The sequence below is a fragment of the Sphingopyxis sp. JAI128 genome, assembly GCF_014207235.1.
In the GTDB taxonomy this organism is placed as follows: domain Bacteria; phylum Pseudomonadota; class Alphaproteobacteria; order Sphingomonadales; family Sphingomonadaceae; genus Sphingopyxis.
This window is the reverse complement of sequence record NZ_JACHDA010000003.1, coordinates 439,668-464,067: the sequence shown is the minus strand read 5'-3', so window position 1 is coordinate 464,067 and position 24,400 is coordinate 439,668. Positions and strand designations below refer to the sequence as shown.

Here is a 24,400-nt window from a genome sequence, read left to right as displayed (position 1 = left end):
CGTTCATCGGCAATGGTGGTAGCGCGAGCGGGTGAGGCAAGGCAAGAGATGCTTGCGCGCCGGGCGGCCCCGTTCTAGCGCGCGGCGAAATCGGCCGGTTCGTTACGCTCGTAACCAGCGCCGCGATACAGGAGAGACAGGTGGACGCGGCGCAAGCGGTACATGAAAAATTCCTCGCGGCGCTGGCGGCGGGACGCTTGCCCGGCCGGGCCGACGCGCCCGATCCGGCGGCAGCGGGCCTGTCGCGGGCAGAGGCGACCGACATCTTCCTGTCGCAGCTCACCAGCCGCCAGATGGACCGGCTTTCGCGCCACCTTCAGGCGCGCGGCGAGGGTTTCTACACGATCGGATCTTCGGGGCACGAGGGCAATGCCGCGGTCGCCGCGGCGCTGCGCGTTACCGACATGGCGTTCCTCCACTATCGCTCGAACGCCTTCCAGCTCCATCGCGCGCGCCAGCTTCCGGGCGGGACCCCGACATGGGATATGCTGCTGAGCTTCGCCGCCTCGTCCGAGGATTCGATTTCCGGCGGCCGGCACAAGGTCATCGGCTCGAAACCGCTCGCCATCCCGCCGCAAACCTCGACGATCGCCTCGCACCTTCCCAAGGCGGTCGGAGCGGCCTTCTCGATCGGGATTGCGCGGCGGCAAGGGATGAAGGATTTGCCGCTGCCCGACGATGCAGTGGTGCTGACAAGCTTCGGCGATGCCTCGGCGAACCATTCGACGGCGCAGGGGGCGTTCAACACCGCGGGTTGGGCGGCGTTCCAGGGTTCTCCCATGCCGCTGATCTTCCTGTGCGAGGACAATGGCATCGGCATTTCGACGCGCACCCCGACGGGCTGGATCGAGGCGCAGTTCCGCCACCGCGCGGGGCTGCACTATATCAAATGCGACGGCACCGACCTCGCCGCGGCCTATTCCGGCGCGAAGGAAGCCGCCGACTATGCGCGGCGCACGCGCAAGCCGGTATTCCTGCACATGGCAACGGTGCGGCTTTACGGTCACGCCGGTTCGGACGTGCAGGGCGCCTATCTTCCCAAGGCGCTGATCGAGGCCGACGAAGCGCGCGATCCGCTGCTGAAGGGCGCGGCGCTGATGGCCGAGCAGGGCTGGATGACGCCCGGCGAGATCGCCGAAGCCTATGAGAAGATCGGCGCGACGCTGGCGCGGCAGGCCGAGGCGGCGATCCTGCGGCCCAAGATCACGACGCCGGCGCAGGTGATGCAAAGCCTGATCCCGCCGAAGCGCGATTTGACGCGCGCGAACACGCCGTCGGACGAGGATCGCAAGGCGATGTTCGGCAGCGACGCGGGCCAGATGGACAAGCCGATGCATATGGCGCGGCTTCTCTCCTGGACGCTCGCCGACCTGATGCTTGCGCATAAGGAAATCGCCGTGATGGGCGAGGATGTCGGGCCCAAGGGCGGCGTCTACAACGTCACCGCCAAGCTCCACCAGCGCTTCGGCTTGTCGCGCGTGATCAACACGTTGCTCGACGAGCAGGCGATCCTCGGGCTTGCGATCGGCATGGCGCACAATGGGTTCGTGCCGATGCCCGAAATCCAGTTCCTTGCCTATGTCCATAATGCGGAGGACCAGATCCGCGGCGAGGCGGCGACATTGAGCTTCTTCTCCGACGGCCAATATACCAACCCGATGGTGATCCGCATCGCGGGGCTGGGGTATCAAAAGGGTTTCGGCGGTCACTTCCACAACGACAACAGCCTTGCAGTCTTCCGCGATATCCCCGGAGTGATTCTCGCGGTGCCGTCCAATGGCCGCGACGCGGTGGCGATGCTGCGCGAATGCGTGCGGCTGGCGCGCGAGGAACAGCGCGTCGTCGTCTTCGTCGAACCGATCGCGCTCTATATGACCCGCGACCTCCACGAAGAGGGCGACGGCCTGTGGACCAGCGTCTATGAGGCGCCGGGCGCGGGCGCTCCGATCGCCTTCGGCGACGTCGGCGTCCATGGCGATGGCTCCGACCTGGCGATCGTCACCTATGGCAATGGTTATTATCTCTCGCGCCAGGCCGAAAAATTGCTCGCTGCCGATGGGGTCAAGGCGCGCGTCATCGACCTGCGTTGGCTCGGCCCGGTCGACGAAGAGAAACTGGTGGCGGCCGTCGGCGATGCGAAACGCATCCTGATCGTCGACGAATGCCGCATCACCGGCTCGCAGAGCGAAGCGCTGATGGCGACCTTCGTCGAACGCACACCCGAGAAGAAGTTGAAGCGGATTGCCGCCGACGACAGCTTCATCCCGCTCGGCAAGGCGGCGACACTGACGCTGCCGAGCCGCGATTCGATCTATGCCGCCGCGAAGGAGCTTCTGGCATGAGCGCGCGCAAGACCGCGCTGGTCGTCGCGCCGGGGCGCGGAACCTATGGCAAGGGCGAACTCGGCAGTATCGGGCGGCTGCACGGCGCGCGCTTCGCGGCGCAGATCGCGAACTTCGATGCCCAGCGCCGCGACCGCGGCCAGTCGACCGTTACCGAGCTCGACGGCGCCGACCGCTTCAGCGTTTCGACGCATATGCGCGGCGATGTGGCGGCGCCGTTGATCTACTCTGCGACCGCACTCGACTGGCTCAGCATCGACCGCGACACGTTCGACGTAGTTGCCGTGGCGGGCAATTCGATGGGGTGGTACAGCGCGCTCGCGCTCGGCGGCGCGGTATCGATCGAAGATGGGTTCCGTATCGCGAACGCGATGGGGCTCAACAGCCAGACGCACGGCCCCGGCGGGCAGATATTGCTGCAGGTGGTCGATGAGGATTGGCGTCCGGTCGCCGACCTTCGCGAGAGGCTGTTCGACCTTGTCGCCGATATTGACGTTCGCGCGAACCACGCGCTCGCGTTGTCGATCGACCTCGCCGGGATGCTGGTGTTCGCGGGCAATGAGGAAGGCCTTGCCGCCTTGCTCGCCGAAGCGCCGCCGACGCCGGGGCGCGATCCGCTGCGCCTTGCGGGGCACGGACCCTTCCACACGCCGCTGATGTTCGGCAGCTCGGACAAGGCGAAGGCCGAACTGCCGCCGTCGCTGTTCGGACGTTCCGCGCTGCCGATGGTCGATGGCCGCGGCCATGTCTGGCGCTGCTTTTCGGCAGACCCCGCCGACCTGTGGGATTACAGCTTTGGGCACCAAATCCTCGCCCCTTATGATTTCGCGCTGTCGTTGCAGGTGGCGATGCGCGAATATGCGCCCGACGTCGTGATCCTGCCCGGCCCGGGCGACACGCTGGGCGGCGCGATCGCGCAGTCGCTGATCGGCATCGGCTGGCAGGGGATCGCGAGCAAGGCCGATTTCGCCGCGCGGCAGGCGGCCGACCCCGTGCTGCTGTCGATGGGCCGCGCCGAACAGCGCGAACTCGTTACCGGAACGCAATAGGGCCGACGGAAAGGAACATCTCCGCCGGCCCTGTCGGTTGCGCGGGGTCAGGTGGGGTTGACCCCGCGCGGATGAACGGCAGCGCCCATGGGGACCAACTCAAAGGCGGTGCGCCGTTCATCATCCTTATAGGGGCGTTGCAGCTGCGTCGGCCGGGGGGGCACCGCGATCATGCACCGAAACGGACCGGATTGGCCGGCGGCGCGTCGGCATATTCGGCGATGAAGCGCAGGCGCAGCAATTCTGCGACATTGCCCGCGCCCGCGCGGCGCATGATATTGGCGCGATGCACCTCGACCGTCCGCGGGCTGAGCGCGAGCTGCCGTGCGATTGCCTTGTTGCCGAGCCCGGCCGCGATGGCGTCCAATATGTCGCGTTCGCGCGGCGTCAGCGTCGCCAGCCGTTCTTCGGCCTCGCGATGCCGCGCCAGCCGGTCCTGCCGCAGACGCCAGTCGCCGAGCGACCGATCGATCGCCCGGCGGACAAGGCCAGGATCGAGCGGCGCGGGCAGCAGGTCCTGGGCTCCGCCGCGAAGGATCGCGCGCGATTCGGCGATATCGAGCCGGTCGGCGGCGACGAAGATCGTCGTTCCCGCGCGTCCCGCCACGCGCTCGAGCAGCGCCGCGCCGCTCATCCGGCCCGGCTGGCGCCAGTGAAAGAGCAGGAAGCCGCCGTCGCGGTCGGCGCCGGCATCGATCCAGTCGTCCGCGCTTGCAAAGCTGCGAACGATGCGCTCGCCGCCGCCCGCGAGCAGGCGAAAACAGGCTGCACGCTCGACCGGGTCGGGCAGGACGAGATGGATATGGCCCCCGGCGTCACTCACCGGGCAATGCTGCCGTGTGCGACGCGGCAGGCCCAGCGCAGGTCGATCGGTTTTCGCGCCGTTGCGGAAACAGTCGCCGCGCCTTGACCAAAATCGTATACGATGCAACTAAGGCGCTCCGCGCGGAATCGCCCGCCACCACGAAAACACCCAGGGCCGCCCGGCCCCATTCCTCCCCCGGAACGATGAAGGAAGATATTATGATTGCTGGTTCGATACTGATCGGCGCGGCCGAAGATAGCTCGGCGGAACGTTTTGCCGCGGTCGACCCCGCGACCGGCGAGGCGATGGCACCTAAGTTCGCTGCGGCCGATCCCGGACATGTCGACCGTGCCTGCGTGCTCGCCGACGCGGCCTTCGCCAGCTTTTCCGAAACCGCGCCCGGCGAACGCGCCGCCTTTCTGGAGGCGATCGCCGACGGGATCGCCGCGACCGGCGACGCGCTGATCGAGCGCGCGATGGCCGAGAGCGGCCTACCGCGCGCGCGGCTCGAAGGGGAACGCGGCCGCACGATCGGACAGCTCAGGATGTTCGCCGCTTTCGTGCGCGAGGGCGACTGGCTGCACGCGACAATCGACCCGGCGATGCCCGATCGCGCGCCGCTGCCGCGCCCCGACCTGCGCCGCCGCCATGTCGCGCTCGGCCCGGTGGCGGTGTTCGGCGCGAGCAATTTCCCGCTCGCCTTCTCGGTCGCCGGCGGCGACACGGCTTCGGCGTTTGCCGCCGGCTGCCCCGTCGTCGTCAAGGGCCACCCCGCGCACCCCGGAACGGGCGAACTGGTCGCGCGCGCGATCCGCGCGGCGGTCGAAAGCTGCGGCCTGCACGAAGGCGTCTTTTCCTATCTCCCCGGACCGTCGAACGCGCTCGGCGCCGCGCTCGTCGCGGATCCGCGGATCAGGGCGGTCGGTTTCACCGGGTCGCGCAGCGGCGGGCTGGCGCTGATGCGGATCGCCGCCGCGCGCGCCGAGCCGATCCCGGTCTATGCCGAAATGAGCAGCATCCACCCCGTCATCCTGCTTCCTGCCGCGTTGCAAAATCGCGCCGAAGCGCTGGGTGAGGCCTTTGCCCAGTCGCTGACGATGGGGGCGGGGCAATTTTGCACCAACCCCGGGCTGCTGGTCGCGATCGGCGGCTCCGAACTCGACCGCTTCGTCGCGGCGGCGGGCGCGGCGCTGGCGGGCATTGCCCCGGCGACGATGCTCACCCCCGCGATCCACGCAAGCTTTGAAAGCGGGGTCGCGGCACTCGACCGGCACGCGGGAACGCAGCTCGTCGCCCGCGGTGCCGACGGCCCCGGCGCCCGCGCAGCGCGCGGCGCGCTATTCGTCACCGACGCCGCCACCTTTCGCGCCGATGCCTCATTGGGTCATGAGGTATTCGGTTCGTCGGCGGTGATCGTGCGTTGCCGCGATGTCGACGAGGTAGCGGCGGTCGTCGCGGGACTAGAGGGCCAGCTCACCGCGACGCTCCAGCTCGACGCCGACGACGAGGTGCTGGCGGCGCGGCTGCTGCCGCAAATCGAACGCAAGGTGGGGCGTATCCTCGCCAATGGCTGGCCGACGGGGGTCGAAGTGTGTCGCGCGATGGTGCATGGCGGGCCTTATCCCGCGACATCCGACGGTCGCAGCACCTCGGTCGGCACGCTCGCGATCGAACGCTTCCTGCGTCCGGTCAGCTATCAGAACCTGCCCGAAAGCCTGCTGCCGGCGGCGCTGAAGCCGGCCAATCCGTGGCATATCGCGCGCTGCATCGACGGTGTGCGTGTCGCGGACAATTGAAGGGACATACCGGCCAAAAAAAGGGGGCGACCGTATCGCTACGGTCGCCCCAGTCGTCAGGATGACGGAAAATCTTACGGCGCGCCGGCGACTTCGGGCAGCGCGGGGTTGAATCCCGGGGGGTTGACCCCGCCGTCGGCGATGAACTGGTCGAGCCGCGCTTCGAGGACCGGCAGCGGCACCGAGCCCAGCGCAAGGATCGCGTCGTGGAAATGGCGCTGGTCGAACTTGTCGCCCAGCGCCGCTTCGGCCTCGGCGCGCTTGCGGCGCAGCAGCATCTCGCCGAGCTTATAGGCGAGCGCCTGTCCGGGCCAGGCGATATAACGGTCGATCTCGGTCGTGATCTCATGTTCGGACAAGGCGGTGTGGTCGCGCAGATATTGCTGGGCCTGTTCGCGGCTCCAGCCATAATGGTGGATGCCGGTATCGATGACGAGCCGCGACGCGCGCCACATTTCATAGGAAAGCCGCCCGAAATCCTCATAGGGCGTCTCGTACATGCCAAGCTTGCTGCCCATCCATTCCCAATAGAGCGCCCAGCCCTCGCCATAACCCGAAAAGCCGGTGGCGCGGCGGAAGGCGGGGCGGCGCGTCGCTTCCTCAGCCACCGCCGACTGGAAGCTGTGACCTGGATTGCATTCGTGGATGGTGAGCGCGGTCAGCGTGTAAAGCGGTCGCGACGGCAGGTCATAGGTGTTCATCCAGCAGGCTTCGAGCCCCCCGCGCCCGCCGGTATAGATCGGTGCCAGCGCCGGCGGCACCGGCAGGATCGCGAAGCGCCGCCGCGGCAAAAACCCGATCGTCTCGGGCAGCTTCGCGTCCATGCGTTTGGCCACATAGGAAGATTTGGCGAGCAATTCATAGGCCGTCTTGGGATAGAATTGCGGGTCGGTGCGCAGGAATTTCAGGAACGCCGGCATGTCGCCCTTGAACCCCGTGCTCGCCTTGACCTGCTCCATCTCGGCCTTGATCCGCGCGACTTCCTTGAGCCCCATCTGGTGGATTTGTTCGGGCGTCAGGTCGAGCGTCGTGAAGCCCTTGATCTGCGCCTGATAGAAAGCGGCGCCATCGGGCTCCTTCTCGGCAGCGAGCGTCGTGCGCGCTTTCGTCATATATTCATCGCGGACGAAGGCGTAGAGTTTTGCGTAGGCGGGCGCTACGGTTTCGCGGATCACCTTTTCGCCTTCGGCGCGCAGCGCCGCCTGCTCGGCCGCCGGGATCGTCGGCGGCATCTCCTTGAACGCGTCGTAAAAGGCGTTGCTCGTGTCGGCGGGCAGGTAGGGCTTGATCGTCGCATCGCGGCCCTGCACCGCGATCCGCGGCACGGTGAAGCCGCGCGCTAGGCCGCTACGCATATTCGCCGTCTGCTCTTCGAAGAAACGCGGGATGTCGCGCATCCGCGCGATATAGTTGCGATAGCCCTGTGCGGTCGCAAAGCCGCCGCTGCGCGGGTTGAGCCCCGACCAGAAGAAAGTGTCGGCGTTGAACGGCGCCTCGTAGGTCCTGAATTTGATGTCGTTCGCCATCGTTTCGATCGACTGGCGGAACACCGCGGCGTTGATCTTTTCCTCGGGCGACAGCTGGTCGGCCGGGATCGCGTCGAGTTCGGCGAGCGCTTTCGTCCAATAGTCGAGCCGCGCCTTTTGCGTCGCGGCATCGACCTTGGGCAGATGCGTCGGGCCGTCGCCGTCGCCGCCGCGACCGCGCAGCCCCTGTTCCTGCCGCCATTGCCATTCGCGTTCGTATAGCGCCTTAAGCCGGGCGTCGGCGCTCGCCGACGCGGGCGTCTGTGCGATCGCCGCCTGCGCGGTAAAGGCCGCGAGCGCCAGCGCGAGCGTCCGCGCCACCGAAATTCCGCTCATGTCATTCTCCCTTTGCCCGTTCGATTCAATCCGCGGTCCCTGCATTCTCGATCGCCATCGGGCCGGCGGGCAGGCCGCGCTCGGCCTTCGATTTCGCGACCATGTCGCGGATCTCGGCGCGCAGCTTCGCCGCATCATAGATGATGCCATCCTTGACCGTGTAGGCGATGCCGCCCACGCGCTCGACCTTGCCGGTCGCATCGTTGAGCTTCACCGTCCCGGTGCCGAACAGCAGCTTGAGGTTCGCCAGCGGATTGCCCTTCACGATGACAAGGTCGGCCTTGCGTCCGGCGCGAATCGTGCCGACTTGGTCGTCGTGGCCGAGCAGGCGCGCGCCCTGCTGCGTCGCGGCGTGGATCACCTCGAGCGGGCTGAAACCCGCCTCGCGCATCAGCTCCATTTCCTGGATATAGCCGAAGCCATAGAGGTTATAGATATAGCCCGCGTCGCTGCCGATAGTGACGCGGCCGCCGCGATTTTTGTAATCGTTCACAAAGCGCATCCAGCGCCGGTAATTGTCTTTCCACGCCATCTCATGCTCGGTGGTCCAGTCGAACCAGTAGGCGCCGTGGTTGACGCGGCTCGGGCGATAGAAATCCCAGAGGGCGGGCATCGTATAGTCGTCGTGCCAACTCGCGCGGCTCATGCGCATGAAATCCCGGCTCGTCAGGTAAGCGGTGAAGGTCGGGTCGAGCACGAACTTGCGTTCGAGCAGCGTGTCCATCACCTTGTTCCACGCGTCCGACCCAGGCTCGGCGGTCTGCGCCCACAGCCGCCCTGCCTCGCCGAAGCGCATCTGTTCGTCATTGTTGACAAAGTCGGTCGGAAAGGCCTGGATACGCTTGTCGGCAAACATCGCCTCGGGCAGCCCGTACCAATGCTCCATGCTTTCGAGCCCGGCTTCGGACGTGTTCATAACATTGGCATAGGCAACGAGTTGCTGGGCATGGTGCATCGTGCTGTGCAGCCCCTGCTTCTTCGTCTCGTCGATCGCGGCATAGAGCACGTCTTCGGGCGCTCCGCCGATGAACTTGATCCCGTCGGCGCCGCGCTTCTTTGCGTCCTGGATGACCGCGCGTGCGGTCGCGGCGTCGTTCACCGGCCCCCGGATCTGGTGGAACATCGGATAGATGTCGATGCGCGGCGCGACGATCTCGTTACGCTCGCTGCGGCGTTTGATGTCGACCAGCCACTCGATCGGATGCCCGCTGCCAAGGTCGCGGACCGACGTGATGCCGTGCGCCATCCACAGCTTCAATATATAGTCCGACGGCACGCCCTGCGCATCGCCCAGCGAATGAAGGTGGACGTGCGCATCGACGAAGCCCGGCAGGACATAATAGCCGGCGAGGTCGATTTCATGATCGCCGGGCGCGGCGCGCGCTGCGGGATCGATCGCGCCGGGGACGCCGATCGACTTCACCTGCGCGATGCGATCATTCTCGATCACGATGTCGAACGGACCCTGCGCGGGGGCGCCGGTGCCGTCGACCATGGTGACGTTGCGCAGCACGACGCGCTTGAACGGGCCGACACCTTGGGTGCGCGCCGGAATGACGTCGGCGGCGGCGGCCCCGGCCTTTGTCGGCGCAGCGAACGTGGCGGGCGGGGCGGCAACCATTGCGGCGGCGGCGAGCAGGGCGACGATGGGACGCGACTTTGAGATCATGGAATCGGGCCTTCGATCAACGGCAAAAGGAAGGCCGGCGGAGCGGTGAGCTTCCGCCGGCCGGGCGATCCTCAGAATTTCATGCGAACGCCGCCGAAATAGCGCCGGCCGAGCGTGTCATAGAGCGACACGTCAACATTGGCGTCGCCGACGAAGGTGGTGCCGAGGATCGGGGGCATTTTGTCGAACAGATTGTCGACGCCGGCGAAGAAAGTAAAATTATCGTCGATTTCGAACGTGCCCGTCATATCGAAATACCAGGTCGCCGGAGCCGATTTCACGATCGTCGTCACCGTCTTGTACGGCTTGAGCCCGCCTATCATCCGCGCTTGTCCACGGATGCCGATCGGGCCGCTGCTATAGGCGGCGCCAAGGTTCAGCTTGAAATCGGGGACGATGAAGCCGCCGGTCCCGATCGAACAGCCCGCGCCGTAAAAGCCGGCGCAATCCTGCGGCGCGACGGTGCTCAAAACCTGCGTCGAGCGTTCGAACAGCCAGCTCGCAACGCCTGTCAGGCGCAGGCTGGCGTCATCGCCGAGTGCCGCAGGAAGCCGGATCGTATAATCGCCCTGCACGTCGAGCCCGCGCACCTTGAGCTGGCCGATATTATTCTGGTTGGTGCGGACATAGTCGATCTGGCCGCTGGGCAGGCGGAACACCGACCGACAGGTCGGGCTCGCGGCGTTGAGGCCGGTGTAGCAGTCGTTCAGCGTTTGCTGCGCGTTGATCGTCGTGATCGCGCCCTTCACTTCGACGTTGAAATAGTCGACCGTGACGTTGAGCCGCGGGATGAACGGCGGCGAGATCACGGCGCCGATCGTATAGGTCTTCGACTTTTCCTCGGTCAGGTTGGGGTTGCCGCCGGTTTCCTGCGTCAGTCCCAGCGTTGCCTGCGTAAAGGTCGAGATGTCGGCGGCGGGAACCCCCTGCGCGACGCAGAAGTCGCGCAGCTGCTGGCTGCGCGGATCGGCGGCGGTCAGGTTCGGGCGGGCGCACGGATCGGTGCCCCCGGTAAAGCCCTGGCCGACTGCCGAGAATAGTTCGTTGATGTTCGGCGCGCGGATCGCGCTGTTATAGGCGCCGCGGATGCGGACCCAGCTGACCGGTGCCCATTCCCCGCCGGCCTTCCAGGTAAAGACGCCGCCGACGGTCGAATAGTCCGAATAGCGTGCGGCGCCTTCGATCGCGAGCGTGTCGAAGAAGGGCGTATCCGACAGGATGGGGATGCGGACTTCGCCGAACACTTCCTTGACGTCGAACGAACCCGACAGCGCGTTGCTCGACGCCGCGCCATATTCCTTGTTGAGGTCCATCGCGCTCGGCGTCGACTGATAGCTGTCCTTGCGATATTCGACGCCGACCGCGATCGCGACCGGCCCGGCGGGCAGGTCGAACAGCGTGCCGCTTAGCGACGCCCCGGCGACCTGGCGTTCGAAAATGTCGTTGCTGGTGCGCGTCGGGGTCAGATAGACGCCGGCTTCGGGCGTGATCGCACCGAGCCCGAAGATCGAAACGGGGACACAGCCCTGCACGCCCGACCGGCAGACGACGTCGCCCGACCCGTTAACGATCGAATCGAGCCCGAGGCTGAGGCGCGTCTGGTTGATCACGCCTTCCGAACGCGTGTCGGTGCGATTGCGCAGATATTGATAGAAGGCGTCCCAGCGCCAGCTCTGCTGCCCGATGTCGAAATCGCCCCGCAGCCCGGTCGTGATCGCATAGGACTGTCGCTCGAAGAAGCTGTCGCGCGTGCCGAGTTCGTCGGCGCGGCGGCCGCCGCCGACCACCGCGGCGGTGCCGTCGCCGTCGGGATCGAAAAGCGCAGCATTGTTGACGAAGAAGTCGCGCACCGCCGGTGACAGGCTGGCGCTGGTCGCATAGTTGGGCACGAGCAAAGTCGACGAGGCCGCCCCGGGGGTTACCGGCGTGAAGCTGTCGGGCGCCAGTTTCGAATTATTCTTCGCGTTGACGAAAAAGGCTTCGGCATAAGCGGTGATACGATCGGTAATGTCGTAGTGCGCGAGCGCCGAGAAATTGATGCGCTCAAGCGGGCGCTGGAGCAGGTTGAACGGCGCATAATTATAGGTGTCTTCGGGCTGGCAATAGGGCAGCGGCGTGCCGCCCTCGCCGAACCGGATACCGGTGATCGCAGTACAGGGGCCTGTCGGGGTCATGTTGACGCCAACCAGCGAATCGCGCTGCGCCTGACTCAGCGGAACGCGGGTTCCAGGGATGTTTCCCGACCCAGAATAGACGAGCGCGCCGTTGATTTCGGCCAGCGGCACGCGGCCGAACGGCCGGTCGGCCTGCGTGATCGGATCCTGCTTTGCCCAGGCACCCGAGATGGCGACATTGCCGCGCCCGCCGCCGACGTCGGCGCCGAAAGTGATGTCGATCTTTTTCGATGCGGCGTCGCCGCGGTCCGAAATGCCGGCCTGCGCCGACATCTGGAGTCCTTCGAAACTGTCGTCGAGGATGAAATTGACCGCGCCCGCGATCGCGTCGGACCCATAGACTGCCGAGGCGCCACCGGTGATCACCTCGACCCGCTTGATCAGCGCATCGGGAATGCTCGCAAGGTCGACCGACCCGTTCGCGTTGGCGGGAATGAAGCGGCGGCCATTGACCAAGGTCAGCGTCCGCGTTTCGCCGAGCCCGCGAAGGTTCGCGGTGAGCACGCCCGCGCCGCCGCCATTGTTGACGGTCGAGGTGTTGCCCGATGCGAGCTGCGGAAATTCGTTCATCGTCTTTTCGAGCGTGACGTTGCCCGACAGCTGGACGTCTTCCTGCCCGACGATCGTGATCGGGCTCGGTGCGGTCAGATCGGTGCGCTGCAGGCGCGACCCGGTGACGACGATGTCGGTGGGCGCTTCCGCCGCGGCTGCGGTGGCGCCATCCTGCGCGATGGCCGCGCCGGGCAGGGCGATCGTGGACAACAGGCTGGTGGCAAGAAGTATGCGGCGAAAACGCACCTGCGGATTGGTTTGATCGTAAGACATTTGGACGCTCCCTGTGTACGGCCTTTGGCCTGTCGTAGATGTCGTTCGCATCCGCCGGCGGCGGACGACGTCATTCTCTCCTGCATGCTTCCCCGGACGCCGCTCAGCTGCCTCTTTTCATGCGGGACGGGCGCGATGACTCGCGCTGCGACCCGGCTGGCCGGACGGCGAACATGTCGGAGCTTGTGGCGCCCCCGGCGGCCGCCGGATCGAAGGGCAGGCATGTCCCTTCGCCGTGCGCAGGGCGATGATGGGCTGGAACGCGCGCGGAAAGCCGACGCGCGGGGAAAGAGAAGGCGTGTGAAAGGAAACGGACGCTGACCCGCGAACGCGCGGCGCGACGCCGCATCGCCAGATCTTCGCGGTAGAGCATCACGACCCCCTTTTTGCTATTACCGTATACGAAATACGATATACTCAAACTTCTCAGAGTCAATGCCACAAGTTTCCCGGGAGGTTCCGATGGCCGCAACAGACTGTCTCAAGGCCGCATTTTCCAGCATGTTCCTGATGATTTGCGGGCTGGCAGCCGCCGGTCCGACCGGTGCCCAGCCGCCCGTCAGTGACCGCATCGCGATCACCGGCGTCACGCTGATCGATGGCACCGGCGCGCCGCCCAGACGCGGCATGACCGTCATCACCGAAAAGGAACGGATCGTGTCGATCGGCAAGGATGGCGGCGAGCCGGCCGGCGCGCACATCGTCGACGGGCGTGGGCGCTACCTGCTGCCGGGCTTCATCGACAGCAATGTCCATGTCTCGGTCTATGGCCAGCCGGCGCGCCGCGACACGTCCTTGAAATACGCCGACCGCGGCGAGGAACTCGCGCTTGAATTCGCGCAGCGCGCGCTGACCTATGGCGTGACGACGATGCGCGACAGCTACGGCGTGCTGCCGCCGATCCTCGCGGTTCGCGACCGGATCGACCGTGGCGAGGTCGTCGGCGCGCGGATTCAGGCGGCGGGCAATATCCTCGGCTGGGGCGGCCCGTTCTCGCTCACCTTCTCTCTCACCAAGGATTCGGAGCTGTCGCTGTTCCAGGAACAATGGAACGACCTGCTCGCGCAGGACATGGGCGAAGAGATCATGGACATGACGCCCGACGAGCTGCGCGTCGCAATGAATCGCTATCTCGACAAGGGGGTCGATTTCATAAAATATGGCGGGACCAGCCATTTCCTGCGTCCCGCGCTGATCGGCTTTTCGCCGCGCCAGCAGGCGGTGATCGTCGAGGAAGCGCACAAGCGCGGCAAACCAGTCGAAACGCACGCGACCAGCTCCGAAGGGCTGACCCTCGCGGTCGAGGCGGGGATCGACCTCATCCAACATCCCGAACTGACCAGCCGCGACCTGCCCGACGAACTGATCGCGCTGATCGTGCAGAAGGACGTGCTGTGCGGCATTCGCTCGAACTACATCACCGGCGAATATCGCCGGCAACATCTGGCGAAGCGTGCCGAGGCCGAAGCGCAGATCGCGAAAATGCCGCCTGCGACCACCAATGCCGAACGCTGGCGGCGGCTTGAGGCGATGGACGACAATCAGGACGTGCAGCGCCGCAACGCCGAACGGCTAATCAGGGCGGGATGCCGCGTCACCCCGGCGACCGACAGCTTCTACGGCGACGCGCCCGAATTTCGCCGCGCGCCCAAGGGTGACGAGGCCGAACCGGGAATTGGCACGATCCGCGCGATCGAGGGGCTCGTCGAGCTTGGCATGACGCCGATGCAGGCGATCGTCGCGGGCACCAAACATGGCGCCGCCGCCGCGCGGATGGAGCGCGAGATCGGCACGATCGAGACCGGCAAGATCGCCGATATGGTCTTGCTTTCCGCCGATCCGCTGGCCGATATCCGCAATATCGAAAAGGTCGATGCGGTGATCGCGCGCGGCCGGCTGGTCGATCGCGCGCGCCTGCCCGAAAACCCGCTGTTCCTGCGCAGGCCCTGAAGGATATGCCGATGATGACATGGTTGAAGATGCTGGCGGCGCTGCTGCTGTTCGCGGCGGCTATGCCCGCCTCCGCCCAGCCGAGCCGTGTCGACGATGCGGCCGCGAAAGCGGCGATTCTGAAAGTGGTCGCCGATATGGAGGCGGCGTGGAACCGCGGCGATTTCGCAGGCTATATGGCGGGCTTCCGCAACCCGGGCGTGATCTTCGTATCGGGCGGCAGGATCCAGGACGGCTGGCAGGGAACGCTCGACCATTACGTGCACGACTATGGCGGTTCACCCGAACGGCGCGGCACGCTCCATTTCTACGACATCGATGTCGATGTGCTGGCACCCGACGCCGCGCTGCTCATCAGCCATTATCGCCTCACGCGTTCCGAGCGCGCGCAACAGGGCATCAACACCCGCCTGTTCCGCAAGGTCGACGGCCGCTGGGTCATCGCGATGAACCATGTCTCGTCCTACGACCCGGCGGCGGCGCCCGCCGTGAAGTGACTCGCCTCAGCCGCCGCTCCGTGCAAGCAGGTCGACCAGGTCGGCCTTCCAATGGACCGCCCAGGTGTGCGTCCCGTGGCCGCGCGTCTCGTCGCTTTCGGCGATCAGGCGAAAACGCGCATTGGGCATGCGCTTCAGCGCCTCGGCGGGATAAGGCAGGTTGCGGGGATTGATGAAGTCGTCGGCCGAATTGATCCAGGTCATCGGCGCGGTGATTTTTTCCAGCCCCGGCCACGGATTGTACGTTCGCGACGATTCGAACTGATAGATCATGTCGTTGGCGTCGCGGCTCGCGATGTCGCGCTCGATCCTTTCGCGCGCATAGCTGGCTGCGGCCTCGCGGGTCGGGTAATTTTTCTGAAGGTTGAGCGGCGCGCCGCCCGCGATTACCGACAACGACGCCGCGGTGCGCAGGCCCAGCTTCGGCTGGCTTTTATACTCGCCGCCCATCCACGCCGGGTCGGACTTGATCCCGTCGATCAGCATCTGGCGCCACATGCGGTTCAGGCCCGCAATCTCGACCGGCTGGCACGCCAACGGCATCAGCGCCTGCGCGAAATCGGGATAGGTTTCGCCCCAGATGAAGCCGTGCATGCACCCCATCGACGTGCCCATGATCAGGCGCAGCTTCCGGATGCCCAGCCCCTGGGTCAGCATCCGGTACTGGAGTTCGACCATGTCGACATAATCATATCGCGGAAATTTCATCCGAAGCCCGTCGGACGGCTTCGACGATCCGCCGTGGCCGACATTGTCGGGCAGGATGATATAATAGCGGTCGATGTCGAGCGGCTGGCCGGGGCCATAGAGCTCTTCGGCGAATTGCGGCTGCAGAAATTGTTTGCCGCTGCCGCCGGTGCCGTGGAGCACCATCACCGCATTGTCGATCTCGCCCTTCGCATTGCGGCGCGGCGTGCCGAGTGTCGTATAATGGATTCGCACTGTCGGCATCACCTCGCCCGACCCGAAACGGAAATCGCGGATCGCGACATCGCCCTCTTCGGTCCGCCATTTGGGCGGGGTCGTCGTGAGGGCGGGTGCCGGCGGAGCGGCGCTTCCCGCCGCCGGTTGCATCGCCAGCAGCGCCAGGGTCAGAAACGTCATGGTCTTTCCTTCGGATGTCGCGCGATCCGCCTGCCGGCGACCGGCATTTCGGGGCGGACGGCGCCGCATATCGTATACTAAATGCATGGGCGGGCGCGTCAATCGGCGATGCGACAAATATGCGAAGTTGGTGACCCCTACGGGAATCGAACCCGTGTTTCAGCCGTGAGAGGGCCGCGTCCTGACCGCTAGACGAAGGGGCCTTGGGGTCGGTGATTTTGCGGAAGGGGGAGCCGACCGCTCCCTTGACCGATGGTGACCCCTACGGGACTCGAACCCGTGTTTTCGCCGTGAAAGGGCGACGTCCTAGACCGCTAGACGAAGGGGCCGTCTGATCGGTGAGCGGGCGCCTTAGACGGGCGTTCGGGTGCGGTCAAGCGCGGCGGCGCGGTCGTGCGCAAAAATGTTGCGTCTCCCCGTGCCGACCGGCCGACGATGCGCTGCTAATCGGCCCAGGCGGCATCCTCCAGATGCAGTTCGGCGGCGGGCCGGCTGCCCCAATCGTCGCGTTTTGCGCGGCCCGCGAGCCACAGCTTGCGCCCGCGGGCGTTGAGCAATGTCTGCCCCAGCTCGCTCTCGGCGCTGCGAAAGGCGACCGCCTTGAAGCGCGCGCCGTCGTCGCCCGACACGATCAGCCGGACATGGTCGGTCCCGACGATCCCCGATTCGACGATTCGCACCGGCCCGGTCGCGACGCGCGGCGCGGGCCAGCCGGCGCCGTAGGGGCCGGCGCTTTCGATCGCATCGCACCACAGGGGATTAATGCCCCTCGGCGCGAGCACCGCGTCGATCAGCAGCGACTTGTCGCCGCTCGCGCGCTCGACGTCGGCGGCGAGCCGTTCGTTCAGGAAGGCGCCAAGCGCGTCGACCTTATCGGCGGCGACGGTCAGCCCCGCCGCCATCGCATGCCCGCCGCCCGCGACGAGCAGGCCGCTCTCTTTCGCAGCAAGAATCGCGGCGCCGAGGTCGACGCCGCCAATCGAGCGTCCCGACCCCTTGCCCACGCCATCCTCGTCGAGCGCGATCACGATCGCGGGGCGGTGCAGCCTTTCCTTCAGCCGCCCGGCGACGATGCCGATCACGCCGGGGTGCCAGCCCTGACCCGCGACGATCGCGACGGGGGCGTTGCCGCACGCCGCGCTCGCGTCGATCGCCTGTTCGAGTACCGCGGCTTCGATCGCGCGCCGCTCTTCGTTCAGCCGGTTGAGCTCCTGCGCGATTTCGGCCGCTTCCTGCGGGTCCGAAGTCGTCAGCAGCCGCACGCCAAGGTCGGACTTGCCGACGCGCCCGCCGGCGTTGATCCGCGGGCCCAGCGCAAAACCCATGTCGCTCGCGCCCGGCGGTCTGGTCAGCCGCGCGGCATCCATCAGCGCCGCAAGGCCGATATTGCCGCGCCGCGCCATCACCTTGAGCCCCTGCGTCACGAGCGCGCGGTTGAACCCCGTCAGTCGCGCGACGTCGGCGACGGTGCCCAGCGCAACGAGGTCGAGCAGGTCGATCAGCGCGGGTTCGTAGCGGTTCGCGAAAAAGCCGCGCGTGCGCAACGTCCGGAGCAGCGCGGCGCCGAGCAGGAAGGCAACCCCGACCGCCGCCAGATTGCCGTGGATCGCCGCACCCGGTTCCTCGTCGAGCCGGTTGGGGTTCACCAGCGCGAGCGCGGCGGGCAGGATGGTCGCGCATTGGTGATGGTCGACGACGATCACCTCGACCCCGGCGGCATTGGCCTCGGCGATCGCGTCGAACGCCTGCGCGCCGCAATCGACGGTGACGATCAGCTTCGATCCTGCCTCGCCGATCCTGACCAGCGCGGCGCCCGACGGACCATAGCCTTCCATCAGCCGGTCGGGGATATAAGCGCCCGCCGGCAGCCCGAGCGCGCGCAGCAACCGCACAAGCAAAGCCGCCGACGTCGCGCCGTCGACGTCATAGTCGCCGAAGATGGTGACCGCTTCGCCTTTCTCGACCGCGTCGGCGAGCCGCGCGGCGGCGGTGTCCATATCGCGGAACAGCGACGGGTCGGGCATGAAACCGCGCAGCGTCGGCGTCCGCTGCCGGTCGAGGTCGTCGCGCGGCACTCCGCGCGCGAGCAGCAGTTGCGTAACGAGGTCGTCGGGCGCCAGATTCTCGGTCCCGGTGTCGGCGCTCATCCGCCGCCAGCGCCACGGCTGGCCGAGGATCGAGCGGGTGATGCCCAGCGCCGCGTCGGTCATCGCCGGCCCCTCGCCGCAAGGATGCGGTCGCGCAGGCCGCGGGCGGTTTCGATCGGGATCGCGGGAATTTCGTGGCTCGCCAGCGAGCTGCCGCCGGGAACGCCGAAGACGAGCGTTGCGAGGCCGAGCGGGCGGAGGATGAAATCGGTCTTGAGGTCGATGCTCTGCACCGATGCGTGCGGCAGCAGGGTCATCTTGGGTTTCCACAGCCCGCGGCGGATCGCGACCTGATCGTCCATGGCGGTCCAGCGATGGAAGCGCGCGCCGATCAGCGATCCCGCGCCGATCAACACTCCGCCAAGCGGGCCGAACCAGCCGAGCGGCTGTCCCAGTGAGACGGCGACTAGTCCGCCGGCAATCGCGGCGAGCGCGCCGACCAGTCCGCCGAGCGCGATGATGCGGTGGCTGTGCTGCCACGGTGCGTCGGCATCGGGCCGCGCGATCGCAACCTCGGCCAGCACCGGGTCGACCTCCTCCAGCTTGCCAAAGGGGACGACCTGATGGTCACGTTCCTTCTCGCCGTCGCTGGCAAGGCTTTGCAGGCGTAGTTCGTGCCAGCCGAAGCGCTGGCGAAACCACCCGGTGACCAGGATCGCCGCCTGCACGCGCTTCACCGGCACCGCGACGTCGGTGCGCGTTGTGAGGCCCCGCGTGCGGCGGAGCGCGCGCGGCTCGCGCGTCAGCCGGAACGCCCAGTTGGCGAAGACCATCGTTACGATTCCGCTCGCGAAACCGATCAGCAGCAGCGAGACGATGCCGCCCACCGCCGCGATCCAGCGGTGCGCGAGCAGCCATTGGTCGAGCCCGTAATCCTCGGCGATGTCGATCCAGTCCATCGGGTTGAAGATGTTGAAATCGAACGGCAGCAGGTTGTCGAAAAACTGCATGCCCGCGCCGACCACCGCCAGCGCGGCGAGCGAGAAATTGAACAGGCCGGCGATCAGCAGCCGCCCCGGCCCCATCGCGAAGAGCAGGCGGTCGTCGGCTGGCCCCGCCGCCTTGGGCGACTCGGAGGCATCGTCGGTGGCGGGCGCCGCGACCACGCCGCTGCGATGTGCGCGGATCGTCGTGCGCAGCGCCTGCGCGGCACCCAGCGCGATGGCGTCGAGGCTCGCGTCATTCTCCTTGCCCCCTGCGCCCGTTTCGAATCCGACCTTGGCGATGCCGAGCGCGCGCGAGACCAGCCCCTGTTCGATGCTGACGTCCTGGATGCGGTCGAACGGGATGGTGCGGTGCTGGCGCGAAAAGACGCCGCTTTCGATCACCACTTCGTCGTCGCCGACGAGGAAGCGGAAGCGCAGCCACTGGAACCAGGCCGCGGCGAGCGAGATGAGGAGAAAGGCGCCGATCGCAGGCACGATCCAGACCCAGTTGCCGGTAAAACCCAAAGCGGCGACGGCGGGCAGGAATTGCAGCGAGCGCGGCCCCAGCTCGACGACCGCGAGCGCCAGCGTCGCGGGGTGCAACCGCTGCCAGTCCGGCTCGGCTTCGACGGTCGGTATCGCGGCGGCTTCGCTCATGCGAAGTCGGTCTGGATATGGCGGCGGATCGTCTCGCGCATCGCGGCGGCGAGGTCGCTGCGCAGGCCGGGCAGCGTCACCGTGCTGTTGTGCGTCCCCGACGTGTGGACGATAAGGTGCGACAGCCCGAAGAGGCGCTCGACCGGCCCCTGCCCGACGTCGATATGCTGGACGCGCACAAAGGGCACGATTGTGTCGGTGCGGAACAGCCAGCCGCGCGCGACGCGGAGCTGTCCCTCGCCGATCTTGTACCCCCAGCGCTGCATGCGCCGCGACGGAAAGCTGACGATCATGATGATCGCGGTCAGCCAGGCGAGCGCGGTGATCAGCCCATAGGGCCCGTCGATATGGCGGATCAGCAGATAGTCGAAGATGCTCGCCGCGATCGCGAGCGGGATCAGGTTGAGCGCGGTCGTGATGCGGAGCACCTGCGCATAGGCAGGATCGACGTGGTCGAGCCCTTCGGCGGCGTTGATCGCCTCTGCGTCGAACGGGTCGGTCGGGTGCGCGGCGGCGGCGGTATCGGTCATCAGCCTGTCTTTAAAGATATCGCCGGCGACTGACACCTAGAATTCCGTTCGTGTCGAGCGAAGTCGAGACACCACAAGGGCGTGTGCCGACGACGGGCATCTCGACTTCGCTCGATGCGAGCGGATTGGACAGCTGGCTGCTCTAGGGGACAACTACATTGAAGCGCGCATCGGCGGGCGGGTGCAGCGCGAACCATGACAGGAACGCCGCGCGGTCGCCGTCGATGCGGATCGCGCCCGACTGCATCAGCGCCGGAAATTGTGCCTGTCCCAACATCACATCGTCTAGAGTCGCGCGGTTGACCATGATCGTCGCAGTCGCGGCTGGATCGGTCACGCCATAGCGTGGGAACTCGGTCCCGTCGGCGACGACCACCGCGACGGTTTCCTTGCTGTCGGGCAGCACGAACTGAAAGGTGCCGTTGATCGCGGCGCCCTTTTCGGCCTCGAATCGCGTCGCCAGCGCGTCGAAATAGACCGAGGTCGGTATTGCGCGGACGAAGCTGCTGCTGCGGCCCGAACTGACCTGGCGTTCGATCGTGCTGCCGCGCAGCGTCGCGGCGGCGGCCAGATAATAGTTGCGCCAGGCGCCCGATTCGGCCTGATAGCCGAGCTGGTCGTAGGCAGAGGCCAGCGCGGCGCGCGCGGGGCCATTGTCGGGCTGGGCAAAGACCAGCTTGTTCAGCATTTCGGCCGCCCAGCGATATTCGCCCTTCGCCATGGCCGCGTTGCCGGCGGCGAGCATCTTTTCGGCGCCCCCGGCAAGCGCGACATATTTGGCCGCGCTTTGCTCGGGCGGGAGCGGATTGAAATTGGCGGGGTTGCCGTCCCACCAGCCGAAATAGCGCTGGTAGGTCGCCTTCATATTATGATTGACCGTGCCATAATAATCGCGGGTCGAAAAATCGTGGCGCTGCACTGGGGCTTCGCTCGTCTGATCGGCCAGTTCGTGCAGCGTCGCGCCGCTGTTCGCCAGGAACAAGGTGCGGTCGTGGACGAAACGATAAAGAATGCGCTGATTGGTCAGGAAGCGCCGCGCTTCGGTCGAGCCCCAAGTCGGCCATTGGTGCGACGCCGCGACGATGTCGGTCTTGTCGCCCCAGCGTTGCAGCGCCGCATCGGCGATCTTGGCCCAGGCCAGGCCGTCGCGCACCTGCGCCCCGCGTAGGGTCAGCAGGTTGTGCATCGAATGGAAAAAGACGTCGGCGGTGTGCAGCAGGCGAAATTCGGGGACGTGAAAAATGAACTCGGACGGTGCTTCGGTCCCCCCCGCATCCATGAAATCAATCTCGATGCCATCGACCGACAGGGTTCCGCCTTCCTGCGCGACCGTTTCGGTGGGCTCCATATACCCGATGGTCCCCGCCGATAGCCCCGGCCCCAGGCCGGTATCGACCAGGCCTTGCGGGCCGGGGGGGATGATCGAACCGAACATATAGCTGGCCCGGCGGCTCATCGCGGTTCCCGCAAGCACATTTTCCGACGTCGCCTCGTCCGAAAAACCATGCGGCGCGATGATCCGGATCTTTTCGCGCGCGACCTGCTCTGCGGTGACGATGCCGCCCACCCCGCCGAAATGATCGCTGTGGCTGTGCGTAAACAGGACCGCGCGGATCGGGCGCTTCGCATCCTTCTTTTCGACCGTGTCGGTGAACAGGCGCCAGGCAGCCGCGGCGGTCTCTTCCGACAACAGCGGGTCGATGACGATCCACCCGGTCTTGCCGCGAATGATCGTCATCACCGACAGATCATAACCGCGCAATTGCCACACATGCCCCGGAACCAGCTCGAACAGCCCATGGATGGTGTTGAGCCGCGCTTGTCGCCATAGCGAAGGGTTGACCGTGTCGGGCGCCGTCTCCTGGTTCAGAAAGGCATAGGGCCGCAAATCCCAGACGATGCGGCCGTCAGCGGCGCGGATCAGGCCGCCCGGGATCTCGGCGAGCTTGCCGCGCGTGGCGTTATGCCAGCTTTGCGCACCATCCTGCGGCAACCGGGCCGCCAGTTCGGCATTCTTGCCCCGCGTGGCGGCGCTCGCCGCGTCCTGCGCATTCGCTATCGGCGTGCACAGCAGCAGCGCCATTCCCGTCCCTACGCCCATCCGGGCCCACGTCTGTCGCATCGCTCATCCCCATTTTCATTATGTACCGGGGTTGCGCCTTGCCTTCCCCCTTGGCAAGTCCCGACGCCGTTCACCCTGTCCGATGTTGCCCCATTTTATGCCCACAGATTGTAAACTGCTTATCATTTGGCACAGCCGTACCGGCGGCAGCGAAGCACTAGGGCGCGCCGCTGGCGAGGGCGCGGGGACGGGCGCACAGCTTGTCGCGGCGGCCGATGTCACGCCCGACGCGCTGCTCGCGGCGGCGGGCTACCTCTTCGTCGGCCCCGAAAATCTTGCCGCGCTGTCGGGCGCGATGAAGGAGATGTTCGATCGCTGCTATTATCCGTGTCTGGGGAAACTCGAGGGGCGCCCCTATGCCACGATCATCTGCGCGGGGTCCGACGGCGAGAACGCCCAGCGCCAGATCGACCGCATCGCGACCGGCTGGCGGCTGAAGCGTGTCGCGGACCCGCTGATCGTGAATACCGCCGCCCAGACCCCCGAAGCGATCCTCGCGCCCAAGACGATCGCCGAAGACAGACTCGCCGAAGCGCGCGACCTTGGCGCCGCGCTGGCCCAGGGCATCGCGGCGGGCATTTTCTGAATGGTGCGCGGGCCGGTTAAGCGGTCACCGGCGGCTTGGGGCTGTTAGCCGTCACAGTCAGCCCCCCTCGTCACCCCGGACTTGATCCGGGGTCCATGACTTCGACGCCGCGATGGATCCCGGATCAAGTCCGGGATGACGAGGCGTGGAATATCCTCCCTGTGGCGCAGCCATGGGGAGGTGGCAGCGCGAAACGCTGACGGAGGGGCCAATGGCACACCGTCGCAGCCCCTCCACCACCGCTTCGCGGCGGTCCCCCTCCCCACGGCTTTGCAACAGGGGGGTTTATGGCAACTACCGGTCGAAAGCCGTCAATGCGACCGATGCTCCCCGCGTACCCAGCGCACCGTGCCCGACGAGGCGCGCATCACGACCGTCTCGGTCGTCATCACACCGTCGCGGCGCCGCTTGACGCCGCGCAGCAGCGACCCGTCGGTGACGCCGGTCGCGGCGAAGATCACATCGCCCTTGGCCAGATCTTCGAGGTCGTATACGCGGTCGAGATCCTCGATACCCCATTTTTTCGCGCGCAGCCGCTCGTCGTCGTTGCGGAACAACAGGCGGCCCTTGAACTGGCCGCCGACGCAGCGCAGCGCCGCCGCGGCGAGCACGCCTTCGGGCGCGCCGCCGCTGCCCATATAGATGTCGATATTGGTTTCGGGGTTGGTCGTTGCGATCACCCCGGCGACATCGCCGTCGGGGATCAGCGCGACGCCGCAGCCCAGCTCACGCAGTTCGGCGATGATCGCCTCGTGGCGCGGGCGGTCGAGCACGCAGACGATGACCTGTTCGGGCTTGCAGCCCTTTTCGCGCGCCACCGCTTCGACATTCTCGCGTACGCTCTTGTCGAAATTGACCACGCCCGGCGAATATCCGGCGCCGACCGCCAACTTGTCCATATAGACGTCGGGGGCGTTGAGCAGGCAGCCTTCCTCCGCAATCGCGAGCACTGCAAGCGCATTGGGCCCGGCCTTGGCAGTGATCGTCGTGCCTTCCAGCGGGTCGACCGCAATATCGATCTTGGGGCCCTTGCCGGGGGCATTGCCGACCTTCTCGCCGATATAGAGCATCGGCGCCTCGTCGCGCTCGCCTTCGCCGATCACGATCGTGCCGTCCATATAAAGTGTGTTGAATGCCGTGCGCATCGCTTCGACCGCGGCCGCGTCGGCGGCTTTCTCATCGCCGCGGCCGATCAGCTTGGCGGCGGCGATTGCCGCGGCTTCGGTGACGCGCACCATCTCGAGCACGAGCACCCGGTCGAGGTTGCTGCTATTCGTCATGTCCGCACTCTCCGTCTTTGATCTTGCCTTGTCGCCCCGGTCGGGCATGGTGCGCGCCATATGGTCGCCCGCGCCGCTT

General features: G+C 66.5%; 16 protein-coding genes and 2 tRNA genes. 6 read left to right on the top strand and 12 right to left on the bottom strand.

The window, feature by feature from the left end; genetic code table 11:
* Window positions 1-140 precede the first annotated feature (140 nt).
* Together HDC35_RS09620 and HDC35_RS09615 are read left to right on the top strand one after the other, a co-directional pair.
* Window positions 141-2,342, top strand: coding sequence for an alpha-ketoacid dehydrogenase subunit alpha/beta (locus tag HDC35_RS09620; RefSeq protein WP_184646072.1), 2,202 nt, complete (start codon window positions 141-143; stop codon window positions 2,340-2,342).
* Window positions 2,339-3,391, top strand: coding sequence for an ACP S-malonyltransferase (locus HDC35_RS09615; protein ID WP_184646070.1), 1,053 nt, complete (start codon window positions 2,339-2,341; stop codon window positions 3,389-3,391). Before HDC35_RS09620 ends, HDC35_RS09615 begins: the two co-directional genes overlap by 4 nt.
* Before the next feature lie 169 nt (window positions 3,392-3,560).
* On the opposite strand, the gene HDC35_RS09610 is transcribed toward HDC35_RS09615, so the two are convergent.
* Complete coding sequence (locus HDC35_RS09610) at window positions 3,561-4,214, bottom strand: LuxR C-terminal-related transcriptional regulator (RefSeq protein ID WP_311770746.1); 654 nt, start codon at window positions 4,212-4,214, stop codon at window positions 3,561-3,563.
* A 200-nt stretch (window positions 4,215-4,414) separates the two neighbouring features.
* On the opposite strand from HDC35_RS09610, the gene HDC35_RS09605 reads away from it, so the two are divergent.
* On the top strand, window positions 4,415-5,992 hold the full coding sequence (locus tag HDC35_RS09605; RefSeq protein ID WP_184646068.1) for an aldehyde dehydrogenase (NADP(+)): 1,578 nt from the start codon (window positions 4,415-4,417) through the stop codon (window positions 5,990-5,992).
* Between the two features lie 74 nt (window positions 5,993-6,066).
* Here HDC35_RS09605 and HDC35_RS09600 read toward each other — a convergent pair whose 3' ends face one another.
* From HDC35_RS09600 to HDC35_RS09590, 3 genes are all read right to left on the bottom strand, one after another.
* Window positions 6,067-7,854 carry a DUF885 family protein gene (locus tag HDC35_RS09600; protein WP_184646066.1) on the bottom strand — a complete coding sequence of 596 codons (1,788 nt, stop codon included), beginning with the start codon at window positions 7,852-7,854 and terminating at the stop codon, window positions 6,067-6,069.
* Between the two features lie 25 nt (window positions 7,855-7,879).
* Window positions 7,880-9,523 carry an amidohydrolase family protein gene (locus tag HDC35_RS09595; RefSeq protein ID WP_184646064.1) on the bottom strand — a complete coding sequence of 548 codons (1,644 nt, stop codon included), beginning with the start codon at window positions 9,521-9,523 and terminating at the stop codon, window positions 7,880-7,882.
* 71 nt (window positions 9,524-9,594) lie between these two features.
* Window positions 9,595-12,522, bottom strand: a complete 2,928-nt coding sequence (locus tag HDC35_RS09590; RefSeq protein ID WP_184646062.1) for a TonB-dependent receptor domain-containing protein — start codon at window positions 12,520-12,522, stop codon at window positions 9,595-9,597.
* Between the two features lie 462 nt (window positions 12,523-12,984).
* Between HDC35_RS09590 and HDC35_RS09585 the strand changes: the two genes are divergently transcribed.
* Together HDC35_RS09585 and HDC35_RS09580 are read left to right on the top strand one after the other, a co-directional pair.
* Window positions 12,985-14,472 carry an amidohydrolase family protein gene (locus tag HDC35_RS09585; RefSeq protein WP_184646060.1) on the top strand — a complete coding sequence of 496 codons (1,488 nt, stop codon included), beginning with the start codon at window positions 12,985-12,987 and terminating at the stop codon, window positions 14,470-14,472.
* 11 nt (window positions 14,473-14,483) lie between these two features.
* Window positions 14,484-14,969 carry a YybH family protein gene (locus tag HDC35_RS09580; protein ID WP_409437940.1) on the top strand — a complete coding sequence of 162 codons (486 nt, stop codon included), beginning with the start codon at window positions 14,484-14,486 and terminating at the stop codon, window positions 14,967-14,969.
* A 6-nt stretch (window positions 14,970-14,975) separates the two neighbouring features.
* On the opposite strand, the gene HDC35_RS09575 is transcribed toward HDC35_RS09580, so the two are convergent.
* The 7 genes from HDC35_RS09575 to HDC35_RS09550 form a co-directional block, all read right to left on the bottom strand.
* On the bottom strand, window positions 14,976-16,073 hold the full coding sequence (locus HDC35_RS09575) for an alpha/beta fold hydrolase (protein WP_184646058.1): 1,098 nt from the start codon (window positions 16,071-16,073) through the stop codon (window positions 14,976-14,978).
* 128 nt (window positions 16,074-16,201) lie between these two features.
* Window positions 16,202-16,276: transfer RNA gene (locus HDC35_RS09570), tRNA-Glu, on the bottom strand.
* A gap of 50 nt (window positions 16,277-16,326) precedes the next feature.
* Window positions 16,327-16,402, bottom strand: a tRNA-Glu gene (locus HDC35_RS09565).
* A 114-nt stretch (window positions 16,403-16,516) separates the two neighbouring features.
* Window positions 16,517-18,283, bottom strand: a complete 1,767-nt coding sequence (gene recJ, locus HDC35_RS09560; protein ID WP_184646056.1) for a single-stranded-DNA-specific exonuclease RecJ — start codon at window positions 18,281-18,283, stop codon at window positions 16,517-16,519.
* Window positions 18,280-19,803 carry a PH domain-containing protein gene (locus tag HDC35_RS09555; protein WP_260397639.1) on the bottom strand — a complete coding sequence of 508 codons (1,524 nt, stop codon included), beginning with the start codon at window positions 19,801-19,803 and terminating at the stop codon, window positions 18,280-18,282. The genes recJ and HDC35_RS09555 overlap by 4 nt, the downstream gene beginning before the upstream one ends.
* Window positions 19,800-20,333: a PH domain-containing protein gene (locus HDC35_RS19650; protein ID WP_260397638.1), complete on the bottom strand. Its 534-nt coding sequence runs from the start codon at window positions 20,331-20,333 to the stop codon at window positions 19,800-19,802. The genes HDC35_RS09555 and HDC35_RS19650 overlap by 4 nt, the downstream gene beginning before the upstream one ends.
* Window positions 20,334-20,475: 142 nt before the next feature.
* A complete protein-coding gene (locus tag HDC35_RS09550) occupies window positions 20,476-22,455 on the bottom strand; it encodes an alkyl/aryl-sulfatase (RefSeq protein ID WP_260397637.1) in 1,980 nt (659 codons plus the stop codon).
* A gap of 97 nt (window positions 22,456-22,552) precedes the next feature.
* On the opposite strand from HDC35_RS09550, the gene HDC35_RS09545 reads away from it, so the two are divergent.
* Window positions 22,553-23,041, top strand: a complete 489-nt coding sequence (locus HDC35_RS09545) for a flavodoxin family protein (RefSeq protein ID WP_184646055.1) — start codon at window positions 22,553-22,555, stop codon at window positions 23,039-23,041.
* Window positions 23,042-23,352: 311 nt separating this feature from the next.
* Here the strand turns inward: HDC35_RS09545 and glpX are convergent, their stop codons facing one another.
* On the bottom strand, window positions 23,353-24,321 hold the full coding sequence (gene glpX, locus HDC35_RS09540; RefSeq protein WP_184646052.1) for a class II fructose-bisphosphatase: 969 nt from the start codon (window positions 24,319-24,321) through the stop codon (window positions 23,353-23,355).
* Window positions 24,322-24,400: the final 79 nt, after the last annotated feature.